The sequence below is a fragment of the Streptomyces curacoi genome (assembly GCF_001513975.1).
GTDB lineage: Bacteria > Actinomycetota > Actinomycetes > Streptomycetales > Streptomycetaceae > Streptomyces > Streptomyces curacoi.
In genome coordinates this window covers 323,657-338,283 of the sequence record NZ_KQ947986.1, presented here as the reverse complement: position 1 = coordinate 338,283, position 14,627 = coordinate 323,657, and the positions used below count along the sequence as shown (strand labels likewise).

Sequence of the window (14,627 nt, the reverse complement as noted above, 5' to 3'; positions counted from 1 at the left end):
CCCGCGTGTCGTCTCAGCGCCTGCCCTGCTTCGGGTCGAGCAGACCCGCGCGGCGCAGTGCGTCAGCCATCGCGCTGTTGGCCGGGGGCGGCGCCTGGCGCGAACCGCCGCCACCGCCACCACCGCCGCGTCCCTGCCGCTGCTGCGGCGGCCGTCCGCCCCGCTGCCGGCGCTCGCCGCCGCCCCCGCCCTGCTGCGGGCCTTGCGGAGCCGCCTCGTCGTCGAGCCGCAGCGTCAGGGAGATCCGCTTGCGTGGAATGTCCACGTCGAGGACCTTCACCTTGACGATGTCGCCGGGCTTGACCACGTCCCGCGGGTCCTTGACGAATGTCTTCGACATGGCGGAGACGTGCACCAGCCCGTCCTGGTGGACACCGACGTCCACGAACGCCCCGAACGCCGCCACGTTCGTCACGACGCCCTCCAGGACCATCCCGGACGCCAGGTCGGAGATCTTCTCCACGCCCTCCTTGAAGGTGGCCGTCTTGAAGGCGGGTCGCGGGTCGCGGCCCGGCTTCTCCAGCTCCTTGAGGATGTCGGTCACGGTCGGCAGACCGAACGTCTCGTCCACGAAGTCCTGCGGCTTCAGCGAGCGCAGCACGCCCGTGTTGCCGATGAGCGCGGCCACCTCCTGGCCCGTGGTCTTCACCATCCGCCGGACGACCGGGTACGCCTCGGGGTGCACGCTGGAGGCGTCCAGCGGGTCGACGCCGCCGCGGATGCGCAGGAAGCCGGCGCACTGCTCGTAGGCCTTCGGGCCGAGCCGCGCCACGTTCTTCAGCTGCGCGCGGGAGGTGAACGGGCCGTTGGCGTCCCGGTGCGCCACGATGTTCTCGGCCAGCCCCGAGGTGATGCCGGAGACGCGCGCGAGCAGGGGCGCGGAGGCGGTGTTGACGTCGACGCCGACGCCGTTCACACAGTCCTCCACGACCGCGTCCAGCGAGCGCGACAGCTTCACCTCGGACAGGTCGTGCTGGTACTGGCCGACGCCGATCGACTTCGGGTCGATCTTCACCAGCTCGGCCAGCGGGTCCTGCAGACGGCGGGCGATCGAGACCGCGCCGCGCAGCGACACGTCCATGTCGGGCAGCTCCTGTGAGGCGAACGCCGACGCCGAGTACACCGAGGCGCCCGCCTCGGACACCATCACCTTGGTGAGCTTCAACTCCGGGTGCCTGTTGATCAGTTCACCGGCGAGCTTGTCCGTCTCGCGGGACGCCGTGCCGTTGCCGATCGCCACCAGCTCGACCGCGTGCTCCTTCGCCAGCCGGGCCAGCTTGGCGATGGCCTCGTCCCACTTGTTGGCCGGGACGTGCGGGTAGATGACGTCCGTGGCGACGACCTTGCCGGTCGCGTCGACCACCGCGACCTTCACGCCCGTACGGAAGCCCGGGTCCAGGCCCAGCGTCGCGCGCGTGCCGGCGGGGGCGGCGAGCAGGAGGTCGCGGAGGTTGGCCGCGAACACGTTGACCGCCTCGTCCTCGGCGGCCGTGCGCAGGCGCAGCCGCAGGTCGATGCCGAGGTGGACGAGGATCCGGGTCCGCCAGGCCCAGCGGACCGTGTCCGTCAGCCACTTGTCGGCGGGGCGGCCCCGGTTGGCGATCCCGAACTTCGACGCGACGATCCCCTCGTACGACGACGGACCGTCCGTGGGCTCCTCGGGCTCCAGGACGAGGTCGAGGATCTCCTCCTTCTCGCCGCGCAGCATCGCCAGGATGCGGTGCGAGGGCAGCTCGGTGAACGGCTCGGCGAAGTCGAAGTAGTCGGCGAACTTGGCGCCCGCCTCCTCCTTGCCCTCCCGCACCTTCGCCGCCAGCCGGCCGCGCACCCACATGCGCTCGCGCAGCTCACCGATCAGGTCGGCGTCCTCCGAGAAACGCTCGGTGAGGATCGCCCGGGCGCCGTCGAGGGCGGCCTGCGGGTCGGCGACACCCTTGTCGGCGTCGACGAACGCGGCGGCAGCGGCGAGCGGCTCGACCGTCGGGTCACTGAGCAGCCCCTCCGCGAGCGGCTCGAGTCCCGCCTCGCGGGCGATCTGCGCCTTGGTCCGCCGCTTCGGCTTGTACGGCAGATAGATGTCCTCCAGACGCGCCTTGGTCTCGGCGCCCCGGATCCGGGCCTCCAGCTCCTCGGTCAGCTTGCCCTGCTCGCGCACCGAGTCGAGGATCGCGGTCCGCCGCTCCTCCAGCTCCCGCAGATAGCGCAGCCGCTCCTCGATCGTGCGCAGCTGCGCGTCGTCGAGCATCTCGGTCGCTTCTTTGCGGTAGCGGGCGATGAAGGGCACCGTCGAACCGCCGTCGAGCAGCTCTACGGCAGCCTTCACCTGCCGCTCTCGTACGCCGAGCTCCGCGGCGATCCTGCCTTCGATGGACCCTACGAGGGGTGTCGTCACGATCCCGTCCCGCCTTCTCACTGAGGTTGCGCGGCAATTGTGGCAGGTGACACCGACAACCGGGGATCAGGGCGGCTCCCCGGCCGGTCGCGGCGGGACGGAATCAGGCCCTGCGGCTGCGCGTACTGCCCGAGGCACCTCCGAAGAGCCGGGCCAGGGCCCGGAACGGCAGCGTCACCACGGTGGCGATGGCGCCGCCGATCTGTCGCAACACGTCTGCGATTGCACGGAACACTAGGTTCACCTTTCCTCTCCGGTTCACTACGTCCGGTCGAGGACCGGGTACCGCGGCTCGGGCGGGCCATGCAGGGTGGGTGCATGCGGGTGGGGGTTCGCGTGCGATGCCTGCGGCGGCCTGTGGGGGCTGGGTGGGGGTGCGCGTAGCGCCTGGGGTGCGGTTGTGGGTCGGGGCCGCGCCGGGGGGGTGTCCGTCCTCGGACCGGCGGCCCCCTTGGGCCAGGAGGTGCCGCGTGTCGACGCCGGCCACTGCGGGCGGACACCCCCCGACACGTCCCCTTGCCGCCGTGGGCGACTGCGGGTCCGTGCAGCCGCGCGTGGCTCCGGCAGCCAGCCATGTCCGCCCAGCCGCACGCAGTTGTGCCGCCTGGGGCGACTCACCCCCCCCAGCCGCAGTCAGCCCTTGCCGATCAGGTCCGCCGGGAAGGCGCCCGCCAGTGCCGCCGTCTGGGCGAAGGTGGTTCCGAGTTCCGTCAGCCGTGCCACCCCCTGCGCTCCGAGGTGCTCGTACGGTGCCCGGTCCAGGCGGTCCGTCTCGGACTCGATCTCGGCGCGCAGGGCGATGCCCTCCGACGTCAGCTCGCCCGTACCGTCCAGCAGCCCGCGCCCACGCAGTCGTTCGGACGCCGCGTCCCAGTCCTCCTGGGTCCAGCCACGCGTGGTGAACACCCACTTCGGTGCCATTCCCTTGCCGGTCGCGGTGTGGGTGACCACCGCTTCGAGACCGTCGAGCCCGTTGGACATCAGCACGGCGAGATGCCCGTCGCCCCGGTGTTCGCGCAGCAGCGTGGCGGCGTGGACGTAGGCCAGGTGCGGCTCCTCGGGGACCGGCAGGTCGGCGTGGGCCGAGTAGAGCGGCCGGGCGCTGCGGGAACAGGCCTCGGTGGCCCGGAGCGCGAGCCGTGCGGCCTCCGACATCTCCGGGGACGTCACCGTCTCCTCGCCGAGCAGCCGCCGCAGCGACGCGTCGACCGCACGCGCGCGTGCCGCCAGGACGTCCTCGGGCGAGGCGATCGCCCAGACCGCGGGGACGTGCCGGGCCACCAGAGTGTGGTTGTAGTTGTAGAACATCGCCGTCACCGCGCCCGCACCAACCGGCCCCAGCGCGGCCGCGCGTACCGCGAAGTTCACGGCCCGGGGGTGCGTGATCCCCAGGGCGGCCAGTTCCTTGCCGAGTTCGGGGGCGAAGTAGGACGTCGCGTGCAGGGTGTTGAGCACGTTGTGGCAGCGGCGGCCGGCACGCGGCTCAAGGGTGGCAGTCGTCATGGTCGGAGGTTACCAACCGCTTGGTACGGCCATCAGGGGTGCGCGCGGCATGGCAGAAAAGGTGGGGAGCTCGTCATTGCGGCTGTACGGCGGGGTCCGAAGAATCGTTGGCATGGCGCAGCGAACCGTTCTCTTCGTGCTCTTCGACGACGTGCAGAGCCTCGATGTCACAGGGCCGTTGGAGGTCTTCACGGGGGCCGAGAAGCACACTCCGGGCACGTATCGCATCCGCACGGCCTCCCTGGACGGCGCTCCCGTACGCACCTCCAGCGGCCTGACCGTCGTACCGGACCAGGCCCTCGGCGACCGGCTCGACGCGCACACCCTCGTCGTCCCGGGCGGCCAGGGCACGCGCAGTCCTCAGCCGGGTCTGACCGACTGGCTGCGCGAGCACGGCCCCGGTGCGAAGCGTCTGGTCTCCGTCTGCACCGGCGCGATTCTGCTCGCCGCGGCGGGCCTGCTGGACGGCCACCGCGCCACGACCCACTGGGCGTACTGCGACAAGCTCGCCCGCGACCACCCGGCCGTCGAGGTCGACCCGGACCCCATCTACGTACGCGACGGACATGTCGCCACATCCGCCGGCGTGACCTCGGGCATCGACCTCGCCCTCGCCCTGGTCGAGGACGACCTGGGCCGGGATGCGGCCCTCGCCATAGCCCGCCACCTGGTCGTCTTCCTGCGCCGGCCCGGGAACCAGGCCCAGTTCAGCGCCCAGCTCGCCGCCCAGACCGCCCAGCGCGAACCCCTGAGGGAAGTCCAGCGCTGGATCACCGAGCATCCCGACGCCGACCTGACCGTGGAGGCGCTCGCCGCCCGCGCGAGTCTCTCGCCGCGCCACTTCGCCCGCGCCTTTCAGACCGAGACCGGTATGACGCCCGGCCGGTACGTCGACCGGGTCCGCCTCGAACACGCCCGCCGCCTCCTGGAGGACACCAGCGACGGCGTCGAGGAGATCTCCCGCGCCAGCGGCTACGGCACCCCCGAAGCCATGCGGCGCGCCTTCGTCAGAACCCTCGGGACGGCCCCGGTCGAGTACCGCCGCCGGTTCCGTCCCGTCCTGGCCACCGAAGCCCGCTGAAGGGGGAACCCATGCAGATCGCGATGGTCGTCTACGACCGTTTCACCGCCCTGGACGTCGTAGGGCCCTACGAGGTCCTGAGCCGTCTCCCCGACGTGCGCATCGACTTCGTGGCCGAGAAGGCCGGTCCCGTACGCACCGAGACGGGTTCCTCGCCCTCACCGCGGACAAGTCCCTGGAGGAGGTTCCGCACCCCGACGCCGTCGTGGTGGCCGGCGGACCCGGCACCTTCGCCCAGGCCGAGAACAAGGCCCTGCTGGACTGGCTGCGGGCGGTCGACGCGAGCACCACCTGGACGACGTCCGTCTGCTCCGGCTCGCTGCTGCTGGCCGCCGCGGGCCTGCTGCGGGGCCGCCGCGCCACCTGCCACTGGCTCGCCGCGGACTTCCTGCGGCAGTACGGCGCCGAGCCCACCGGCGAGCGGGTGGTGACCGACGGCAAGTACGTCACCGCGGCCGGCGTCTCCTCCGGCATCGACATGGGGCTCGCCCTCGTCGGCAGGATCGCCGGCGACGAACACGCCCAGGCCGTCCAGCTGATGATCGAGTACGACCCCCAGCCGCCCTACGACGCGGGCTCTCCGCAGAAGGCGCCCGCGCACCTCGTCGAGGAGTTCCGTACGAAGAGCCGTTTCACTCTGACGTAGTCCAGGTGAAGCGCGGCTGCCTGCGCTCCAGGAAGGCGGCGACCCCCTCCGCGGTGTCGCCGCTGCCGCGCGCCTGCGCCGCCCAGTGGTCGTCCCGGTCGGTGCGCCCGTCCGCGAACTCCTTCGCCGCGGCCTGCGTCAGCTGGGAGCGCGACACCAGGATCCGGGTGAACTCCGCGACCCGCTTGCCGAGTTCGCCCTCGGGCAGCACCTCGTCCAGGAGGCCCGTACGCAGCGCCCGCTCCGTGCCGATCAACTCGCCCGAGAACAACAGGTACTTGGTGGTGGCCGGTCCCACCAGCGACACCAACCGCCGCGTGGACGAGGCCGGATAGACGATCCCGAGCTTGGCCGGCGTCACCCCGAACAGCGAGCCCTCCTCGGCGAACCGCAGATCGCATGCCGCGGCGAGCTGCGACCCGCCGCCCACGCAGTGCCCCCGGACCGCCGCCAGCGTCGGCTTCGGGAAGGCGGCCAGCGCCTCCTCCGCTGCCACGGCCAGGCCCTGCGCCTCCTGAGGCGACCCCTGGAGGGTGGAGATGTCGGCACCCGCGCAGAACGTCGCGCCCTCACCGGTCAGCACCAGCGCCCGTACGTCCGGATCGGCGGCCAGCGTGCCGAGCAGCGGCGGCAGCGCCCGCCACATCGCGGCCGTCATCGCGTTGCGCTTGGCCGGATGGTGGATGACGACGGTGGCGACCGAGTCGACGACACTGTGCAGCAGGCGGGGCTCCATGCGCCGGATGCTATCCGGCTGCGCCGAACGGCCGATCCAGCAGCTCCGATGGAAGCCGTACGCCAAACCCGTACAACCCGAATAGTTCGCCAAGTCGGCACCAGCGGGACAGGAGCGGTCCCACAACTGACCGTGTCATACGCCAACGATCAGAAACGCTCGATATCAGCCGACTTGTGTTCAGTTCTACGGTCCGGACCTGCCCGTTACCAACACTCGACGTGTGGTGACAATCGAGCGCGAGGGTGGCGACCGGACGATGGAGAACCACGGGCGCGGGTCCGGCCCACGCCCAGCGGGCGGCGCGGACGAGACCCTCGGTCAGCAGCTGCCGAATCCACTGCCGTACGAGGGTGTCTGGCGGTTCACCGCCCCCGCCGTCGAGGCCTCGGTCCCGCAGGCGCGGCACGCCGTACGGGACCTGCTGTACCGGCAGGGCGTGCCGGTCTCCGACGACCTGGTCCAGGGGCTGTTGCTGATCGTCTCGGAGCTGGTCACGAACGCCGTCCGGCACGCGGCGCTGCTGTCGCCGATGCTCGCCGTGGAGGTCGCCGTCGGCGCCGACTGGCTGCGGGTGTCCGTCGAGGACAACCACCCCTACCGCCCGACCGCCCTGGAGGCCGACCACGGCCAGACCGGCGGTCGCGGGCTGCTCCTGGTGCGCGAGATCACCCGGGAGGCGGGCGGCGTATGCGACGTCGAGCACACGGCGAGCGGCGGCAAGGTGATCTGGGCCGCCGTGCCGCTCAAACCCGTCCACGTGCCCTAGGGCGCGTCACCAGCCGGTCGACGGTCCCGTCAGCTCCCTGATCGCGGGACGGGCCGCGTCCAGCACGGTCATGAACCAGGACGAGAAGGTGTCCTTCGCGTGGCGCTCCGCCAGCTCGTCGGCGGTGACGAAGGCCGTCGCGCCCACCTCCTCCGGGTCCGGCTGCAGCGGGGACTGCACCAGGCCGACGAAGAGGTGGTTGTACTCCTGCTCCACCAGGCCCGAGTCCGGGTCCGGGTGGTTGTAGCGGACGGTGCCCGCCTCGGCGAGCAGCGACGGGGAGACCCCGAGTTCCTCGTGGGTCCGCCGGGCCGCGGCCGCGAAGGGCGACTCGCCGGGGTAGGGGTGACCGCAGCAGGTGTTGGACCAGACGCCGGGGGAGTGGTACTTCCCGAGCGCCCGCTGCTGGAGCAGCAGCCGGCCGTACTCGTCGAAGAGGAACACGGAGAAGGCGCGGTGCAGCTGCCCCGGCGGCTGGTGGGCGGCGAGCTTCTCCGCGGTGCCGATCGTCACACCGTTCTCGTCGACCAGTTCCAGCAAAATCGCGTCTGCGGCGCCGTTCGACGGACTGTGTGTCGCGGTCGCAGGTGTGATCGGCATAGCCATCCTTCACGTCGGTCTTCGCGCCCCAAGTGTGCCGTACGAATCCGGCACTCCCGGCAGTTGATCGTGCCCGGCGCGGCGGGCACGGAACCGTCCGGAGGTGTGCTGTGGGCATGAGGACGCGACCGACCACCGGATCGCTGCATTCCGTCCGTACGGGCGTTTTGTCGGACCGTACGGTTGTTTCAGTGGCAGAGCCGGGCCTCGTGCTCGGCGTGCCCGCCCGGCTCCAGCTGGAAGGTGCAGTGCTCCACGTCGAAGTGGTCGCCCAGGCAGCCCTGGAGCTCGTGCAGCATCTTCTCGTGGCCGATCGCGTTCAGGACCTCGGAACTCACCACCACGTGCGCCGACAGCACCGGCATACCGGATGTGATCGTCCATGCGTGCAGGTCGTGCACGTCCTCGACACCGTCCAGGGCGAGTATGTGCGCCCGCACCTCCGCCATGTCGACGTCCTTGGGGGCCGACTCCAGCAGCACGTCCAGGGTCTCGCGCAGCAGCTTGAAGGTGCGCGGCACGATCATCAGGCCGATGACCAGGGAGGCGATCGGGTCGGCGGCCTGCCAGCCCGTCGCGAGGATCACCGCCGCCGAGATCAGCACCGCGAGAGAGCCCAGCGCGTCCGCGGCCACCTCCAGGAACGCGCCGCGCACGTTCAGGCTCTCCTTCTGGCCCCGCATCAGCAGCATCAGCGAGATCATGTTCGCGACCAGACCGATGGCGCCGAACACGACCATCAGGCCGCCCTCGGTGTCCGCGGGCGTGAAGAACCGCTGGATCGCCTCGTACAGCACATAACCGCCGACACCGAGCAGCAGCAGACAGTTGGCGAGGGCGGCGAGGATCTCCGCGCGGGCGTAGCCGAAGGTGCGCTTCGTGCTCGGCGGGCGGTTGGCGAAGTGGATGGCGAGCAGGGCCATGCCCAGGCCCAGCGCGTCCGTCGCCATGTGCGCCGCGTCCGCGATCAGGGCGAGCGAGTCCGCGACCACGCCGCCGACGATCTCGACCACCATGACGCCGAGCGTGATCGACAGCGCGACCCGCAGCCTCCCGCGGTAGGCGGCCGCCGCCGTGCCGGTCGTGGGCGCGTGCGTGTGCGCGTGCCCGTGATCGTGCCCAGCCCCCATGGAAAAGCCGCCCTTCTGTGGTCGTCAGACGATCGGAACTTCGGTCCGCGATCACAGTGAACTACGGGTGGGGGGTATCGGGCAACGCGGCACTGAACACCGTTGTCATGTGCCCTGACCTGCGGAAACGATCCGCAGGTCAGGGCCTTGAGCCGATCAGGCGCCGTGATGCAGCAGCCACCCCTGCCAGGCCGACTCGACCATCTCGCGCACCCCGCGCCGCGCCGTCCAGCCCAGCTCCTCGGCGGCCAGTGCGGCCGAGGCGACCGCGCGCGGGGCGTCCCCGGGCCGCCGGGCCTCGACGACGGCGGGGCGCCGGTCGCCGGTCACCTCGCCGATGACGGTGATCAGCTCGCGCACGGAGACGCCCTCGCCCCTGCCGATGTTGACGGTCAGATCGCCGCTCGCGTCCGCATCGGTGAGCCTGCGGGCGGCCGCCAGGTGCGCCTCGGCGAGGTCGGCGACATGGATGTAGTCGCGGACGCAGGTGCCGTCCGGCGTCGGGTAGTCGTCGCCGAAGATCCGCGGCGCCTCGTCGCGGGTGAGCCGGTCGAAGACCATGGGGACGATGTTGAAGACGCCCGTGTCGGCCAGCTCGGGCGCGGCGGCCCCGGCGACGTTGAAATAGCGCAGGCAGACGGTGGAGATCCCGTGCGCCTGCCCCGCCGCCCGCACCAGCCACTCGCCGGCGAGCTTGGTCTCGCCGTACGGGTTCACCGGCGCGCACGGAGTGTCCTCCGTGATGAGGTCCACGTCCGGGTTGCCGTAGACGGCGGCGGACGACGAGAACAGGAACCGCCTGATCCCGGCCTCGGCGACCGCTTCCAGGAGTGTGGCGAGACCGCCCACGTTCTCCCGGTAGTAGCGGGCCGGCTGCGCCACGGACTCGCCGACCTGCTTGCGCGCGGCGAGATGCACCACACCGTTCACCGCGTGCTCGGCGAACACCCGCTTGAGCAGCTCACCGTCCAGCGACGAACCCTCGACCAGCGGTACGTCCGCCGGAAGCCGCGCGGGAAACCCGGCCGAGAGATCGTCCAGCACGAGAACGCGCTCCCCGGCGTCGGTCATGGCCCGCGCCACATGTGCCCCGATGTAGCCGGCTCCGCCTGTGATCAGCCATGTCATGGTCGCCCACCCTATGCCGAGACCTCGGCGGCGTATGCAATGTCCCCGATGCCCCGGTCTGGGGGCGCGGGTTTGTGGGCGGGACCCGCAATCCCCGATGATGATCGCGGCAAAGCTCTGGGCAAACCACGTTGATCGCTCCGCCAAACGGGTGGTGAACGCTGGCTTCCGACCATCCGATAGCCTCTGCCGACATGCCGCCCGGGCGCTGAAGGCAACGGGCGCCCCCACACGCGCACATGACCGGCGCGGACACGCCGGCACCCAGGGAGTGAGTTCGGTTGTCGACCGCCATCCTCACCGGTCAGCCGGTCCCCGGATCGTCGATCGAGGGCGATCTGCGGTCCCTCGGCTACGACGTCCGGGTCGCCGCCGATCCGGCCGAGGCCGAGACCCTCCTCGCCCAGGTGCCGGGCGACCAGCGGGTCGCCGTCGTCGACGCCCGCTTCGTCGGCCACCTGCACGCACTGCGTCTGGGCCTGACCGACCCCCGCTTCCCGCTCGCCGCGATCCCGGGCGCCGTGACCGCCCAGCCCGCCGGCCGGCAGGCCCTGACCCGCGCGATGGCCAGGGAGCACTCGGCAGGCGCCGGTACGACCCTGGTGGACAGCCTCGCCGACCGCATCGCCACCGCCCTCGACGCCGACGGCACCGACGTGCACCGCCCCGAGCTCGGCAGCCTGGTCGCCGCCGTACCGACCGACCCCCAGGCCCGCAACGAGGCACGGCAGGCCGTCGCCGCCGTCGACGACGAGGCCGTACGCCTGAAGTCGGCCGTGAAGTCCCGCGACGGCTTCTTCACCACTTTCTTCATCAGCCCGTACTCCCGCTACATCGCCCGCTGGTGCGCCCGCCGGGGCCTGACCCCGAACCAGGTCACCACCGCGTCGCTGCTGACCGCGCTGATCGCGGCCGGCTGTGCGGCGACCGGCACCCGTGGCGGCTTCATAGCGGCCGGGGTCCTGCTGCTCGCGTCCTTCGTGCTCGACTGCACCGACGGCCAGCTCGCCCGCTACGACCTGCAGTACTCCACGCTCGGCGCCTGGCTGGACGCCACCTTCGACCGGGCCAAGGAGTACGCCTACTACGCCGGCCTCGCCCTCGGCGCGGCCCGCGGCGGCGACGACGTATGGGCGCTGGCGCTGGGCGCCATGGTCCTGCAGACCTGCCGGCACGTCGTCGACTTCTCCTTCAACGAGGCCAACCACGACGCCACCGCCAACACCAGTCCCACGGCCGCCCTCTCCGACAAGCTCGACAGCGTCGGCTGGACGGTGTGGGTGCGCCGGATGATCGTCCTGCCGATCGGTGAGCGCTGGGCGATGATCGCGCTGCTGACGGCGGCCACCACTCCGCGCATCACCTTCTACGCGCTGCTCATCGGCTGCGCCTTCGCGGCGACGTACACGACGGCCGGGCGGGTGCTGCGGTCCCTGACGCGCAGGGCGCGGCGGACGGACCGGGCGGCGCAGGCCCTGGCGGACCTGGCCGACTCCGGGCCGCTCGCACAGGGCTTCGCGGAGGCGCTGAAGAACCCCGCCCGGCGGCTGCCCGGGTTCGCCGTCCCGGCCGTCGCCCTCCTCGGCGGCGCCGTACTGGTCGCGACGGCCGCCTTCACCGGCTTCGGCACACCGTGGGTCGTCGTCGCGGCCCTCCTCCACGCCCTCGCCTGCGGCCTGGCCGTCGCCCGCCCCCTCAAGGGCGCCCTCGACTGGCTCGTCCCGCCGTTCCTCCGGGCCGCCGAGTACGGCACCGTCCTGGTGCTGGCGGCCCAAGCGGACGTGAACGGAGCCCTTCCTGCGGCTTTCGGCCTGGTGGCCGCGGTCGCCTACCATCACTACGACACGGTGTACCGCATCCGCGGCAACGCCGGAGCGCCCCCGGCCTGGCTGGTGCGCGCCATCGGGGGGCACGAAGGACGGACGCTGCTCGTCACCGTCCTCGCCGCGGTGCTCTCCGCCTCGCAGTTCACGGTCGCGCTCACGGCCCTCGCCGTGGTCGTGGCCCTGGTGGTGCTCGTCGAGAGCACCCGCTTCTGGGTGTCCTCAGGGGCGCCCGCCGTACACGATGAAGGAGAACCCGCATGATCGGCCTCGTGCTGGCGGCCGGCGCCGGACGGCGTCTTCGCCCCTACACCGACAGCCTTCCCAAGGCGCTGGTGCCGGTGGGGCCCGCGGGCATAGACGGCGAGCCCACGGTTCTCGACCTCACCCTCGGCAACTTCGCCGAGATCGGTCTCACCGAGGTCGCGATCATCGTCGGCTACCGCAAGGAGGCCGTGTACGAGCGCAAGGCCGCCCTGGAGCAGAAGTACGGCCTGAGGCTCACCCTCATCGACAACGACAAGGCCGAGGAGTGGAACAACGCCTACTCCCTGTGGTGCGGCCGTGACGCCCTCAAGGACGGCGTGATCCTCGCCAACGGCGACACCGTGCACCCGGTCTCCGTCGAGAAGACGCTGCTCGCCGCCCGCGGCGAGGGCAAGAAGATCATCCTCGCCCTGGACACGGTCAAGAACCTGGCCGACGAGGAGATGAAGGTCGTCGTCGACCCCGAGAAGGGCATGACGAAGATCACCAAGCTGATGGACCCCGCCGAGGCCACCGGCGAGTACATCGGCGTGACCCTCATCGAGGGCGACGCCGCCCCCGAGCTGGCCGACGCCCTGAAGACCGTGTGGGAGACGGACCCGCAGCAGTTCTACGAGCACGGCTACCAGGAGCTCGTCAACCGCGGCTTCCGTATCGACGTGGCGCCGATCGGCGATGTCAAGTGGGTGGAGATCGACAACCACGACGATCTCGCCCGCGGACGGGAGATCGCGTGCCAGTACTGACCCGGCTGATTCCCTCGCCGGTCGTCGTGGACATCCGCCCGGGTGCCCTCGACGACCTGGCCTGTGTGCTCGCCGACGAACGCATCTCGCACTCCGGCAAGCTGGCCGTCGCGGTCAGCAACGGCTCCGGCGCCCGGCTCAAGGAGCGGCTCGCTCCGGCCCTGCCCGGCGCCAGCTGGTACGAGGTCGGCGGCGGCACCCTAGACGACGCGGTCCGGCTGGCCGGTGCCATAAAGGCCGGCCACTACGACGCGGTCGTCGGGCTCGGCGGCGGCAAGATCATCGACTGCGCCAAGTTCGCCGCGGCGCGCGTCGGCCTGCCCCTGGTCGCCGTACCCACGAACCTCGCGCACGACGGTCTGTGCTCGCCGGTCGCGACCCTCGACAACGACGCGGGCCGCGGCTCGTACGGCGTGCCGAACCCGATCGCGGTCGTCATCGACCTGGACGTCATCCATGACGCTCCGGCACGCTTCGTGCGCGCCGGCATCGGTGACGCGATCTCCAACATCTCCGCGATCGCCGACTGGGAGCTCGCCAACCGCGTCAACGGCGAGAAGATCGACGGCCTCGCCGCCGCGATCGCCCGCCAGGCGGGCGAGGCGGTGCTCAGGCACCCCGGCGGTATAGGGGACACCGACTTCCTGCAGGTGCTGGCCGAGGCGCTGGTGCTCAGCGGTATCGCCATGTCGGTGTCGGGCGACTCCCGCCCGTCCTCCGGCGCGTGCCACGAGATCAACCACGCCTTCGACCTGCTGTTCCCCAAGCGCGCGGCCGCCCACGGCGAGCAGTGCGGACTGGGCGCGGCCTTCGCCATGTACCTGCGCGGAGCCCACGAGGAGTCGGCCTACATGGCCGAGGTGCTGCGTCGGCACGGGCTGCCGGTACTGCCCCAGGAGATCGGCTTCACACACGACGAGTTCGTCCGCGTCGTGGAGTTCGCTCCCCAGACCCGGCCCGGCCGCTACACGATCCTCGAACACCTCGACCTGACAACCGACCAGATCAAGGACATCTACGCCGACTATGTCAAGGCCATCGGTAGCTGAACTCCGCCCCGTCGTTCACCCCGCGGGGGTGAAGGACCGGCGAAGCGGTGAGCACTGGATGGGACGCCTCTACATGCGCGAGGTGTCCCTGCGGGTCGACCGCTACCTGGTGAACACCAGGGTCACGCCCAACCAGCTCACTTACCTGATGACCGTCTGCGGTGTCCTCGCGGCCCCGGCACTCCTGGTGCCGGGGATCTGGGGGGCGGTGCTCGGCGTGGTCATGGTCCAGCTCTACCTGCTGCTGGACTGCGTCGACGGCGAGATCGCCCGCTGGAAGAAGCAGTACTCCCTCAACGGGGTCTATCTGGACCGCGTCGGCGCCTACCTCACCGACGCCGCGGTCCTGGTCGGCTTCGGCCTGCGCGCCGCCGACCTGTGGGGCAGCGGCCGTATCGACTGGCTGTGGGCGTTCCTCGGCACGCTGGCTGCCCTCGGCGCCATCCTGATCAAGGCCGAGACCGACCTGGTCGGCGTCGCCCGCCACCAGGCCGGGAAGCCGCCGGTCAAGGAGGCCGCCGCCGAGATGCGCTCCTCCGGCATGGCGCTGGCCCGCAAGGCCGCCGCCGCGCTGAAGTTCCACCGGCTGATCCTCGGCATCGAGGCGTCCCTGCTGATCCTGGCCCTGGCGATCGCCGACCAGGTCCGCGGCGACCTGTTCTTCTCGCGGCTCGGCGTCGCGGTGCTGGCCGGCATCGCGCTGCTGCAGACCGTGCTGCACCTGGTGTCCATCCTCGCCTCCAGCAGGCTGAAGTGA

General features: G+C 71.3%; 13 protein-coding genes and 1 pseudogene. 7 read left to right on the top strand and 7 right to left on the bottom strand.

Translation table 11 applies throughout. The features are described from left to right. Positions 1-13: 13 nt before the first annotated feature. The 3 genes from AQI70_RS11270 to AQI70_RS11265 form a co-directional block, all read right to left on the bottom strand. Positions 14-2,392 (bottom strand): Tex family protein, encoded by a 2,379-nt coding sequence (locus tag AQI70_RS11270; RefSeq protein ID WP_062147073.1) that lies wholly within the window; start codon positions 2,390-2,392, stop codon positions 14-16. A gap of 103 nt (positions 2,393-2,495) precedes the next feature. Continuing rightward, positions 2,496-2,627 (bottom strand): LPFR motif small protein, encoded by a 132-nt coding sequence (locus AQI70_RS40625; RefSeq protein WP_252100555.1) that lies wholly within the window; start codon positions 2,625-2,627, stop codon positions 2,496-2,498. A gap of 398 nt (positions 2,628-3,025) precedes the next feature. Then, positions 3,026-3,895, bottom strand: a complete 870-nt coding sequence (locus tag AQI70_RS11265) for an SCO6745 family protein (protein ID WP_062147071.1) — start codon at positions 3,893-3,895, stop codon at positions 3,026-3,028. Between the two features lie 112 nt (positions 3,896-4,007). Here AQI70_RS11265 and AQI70_RS11260 point away from each other — a divergent pair, with 112 nt between their 5' ends. Both AQI70_RS11260 and AQI70_RS11255 read left to right on the top strand, forming a co-directional pair. Further along, positions 4,008-4,976: a GlxA family transcriptional regulator gene (locus AQI70_RS11260; RefSeq protein WP_062147069.1), complete on the top strand. Its 969-nt coding sequence runs from the start codon at positions 4,008-4,010 to the stop codon at positions 4,974-4,976. Between the two features lie 11 nt (positions 4,977-4,987). Further along, a pseudogene (locus AQI70_RS11255) lies at positions 4,988-5,622 on the top strand (DJ-1/PfpI family protein). Here AQI70_RS11255 and AQI70_RS11250 read toward each other — a convergent pair. Beyond that, a complete protein-coding gene (locus AQI70_RS11250) occupies positions 5,609-6,358 on the bottom strand; it encodes an enoyl-CoA hydratase/isomerase family protein (RefSeq protein WP_062147067.1) in 750 nt (249 codons plus the stop codon). The pseudogene AQI70_RS11255 and the gene AQI70_RS11250 sit on opposite strands and share 14 nt — an antisense overlap. A gap of 259 nt (positions 6,359-6,617) precedes the next feature. Here AQI70_RS11250 and AQI70_RS11245 point away from each other — a divergent pair, with 259 nt between their 5' ends. Next, the gene (locus tag AQI70_RS11245; protein WP_062148276.1) at positions 6,618-7,127 is read left to right on the top strand and encodes an ATP-binding protein; all 510 of its coding nucleotides are present in this window, start codon (positions 6,618-6,620) and stop codon (positions 7,125-7,127) included. Positions 7,128-7,133: 6 nt separating this feature from the next. Here the strand turns inward: AQI70_RS11245 and idi are convergent, their stop codons facing one another. The 3 genes from idi to galE form a co-directional block, all read right to left on the bottom strand. Then, the gene (gene idi / locus AQI70_RS11240; RefSeq protein ID WP_062147065.1) at positions 7,134-7,727 is read right to left on the bottom strand and encodes an isopentenyl-diphosphate Delta-isomerase; all 594 of its coding nucleotides are present in this window, start codon (positions 7,725-7,727) and stop codon (positions 7,134-7,136) included. A 188-nt stretch (positions 7,728-7,915) separates the two neighbouring features. Further along, positions 7,916-8,857, bottom strand: a complete 942-nt coding sequence (locus AQI70_RS11235; RefSeq protein ID WP_062147063.1) for a cation diffusion facilitator family transporter — start codon at positions 8,855-8,857, stop codon at positions 7,916-7,918. A 156-nt stretch (positions 8,858-9,013) separates the two neighbouring features. Then, positions 9,014-9,985, bottom strand: coding sequence for a UDP-glucose 4-epimerase GalE (galE, locus tag AQI70_RS11230; RefSeq protein ID WP_062147061.1), 972 nt, complete (start codon positions 9,983-9,985; stop codon positions 9,014-9,016). Positions 9,986-10,266: 281 nt separating this feature from the next. Between galE and AQI70_RS11225 the strand changes: the two genes are divergently transcribed. From AQI70_RS11225 to AQI70_RS11210, 4 genes are read left to right on the top strand one after another with little or no spacing between them, the layout of a single operon-like run. Beyond that, on the top strand, positions 10,267-12,072 hold the full coding sequence (locus AQI70_RS11225) for a DUF5941 domain-containing protein (RefSeq protein WP_062147059.1): 1,806 nt from the start codon (positions 10,267-10,269) through the stop codon (positions 12,070-12,072). After that, on the top strand, positions 12,069-12,821 hold the full coding sequence (locus AQI70_RS11220) for a phosphocholine cytidylyltransferase family protein (protein ID WP_062147057.1): 753 nt from the start codon (positions 12,069-12,071) through the stop codon (positions 12,819-12,821). Before AQI70_RS11225 ends, AQI70_RS11220 begins: the two co-directional genes overlap by 4 nt. Next, on the top strand, positions 12,809-13,870 hold the full coding sequence (locus AQI70_RS11215; protein ID WP_003996267.1) for an iron-containing alcohol dehydrogenase family protein: 1,062 nt from the start codon (positions 12,809-12,811) through the stop codon (positions 13,868-13,870). The genes AQI70_RS11220 and AQI70_RS11215 overlap by 13 nt, the downstream gene beginning before the upstream one ends. Beyond that, the gene (locus tag AQI70_RS11210) at positions 13,848-14,627 is read left to right on the top strand and encodes a CDP-alcohol phosphatidyltransferase family protein (protein ID WP_079051244.1); all 780 of its coding nucleotides are present in this window, start codon (positions 13,848-13,850) and stop codon (positions 14,625-14,627) included. The genes AQI70_RS11215 and AQI70_RS11210 overlap by 23 nt, the downstream gene beginning before the upstream one ends.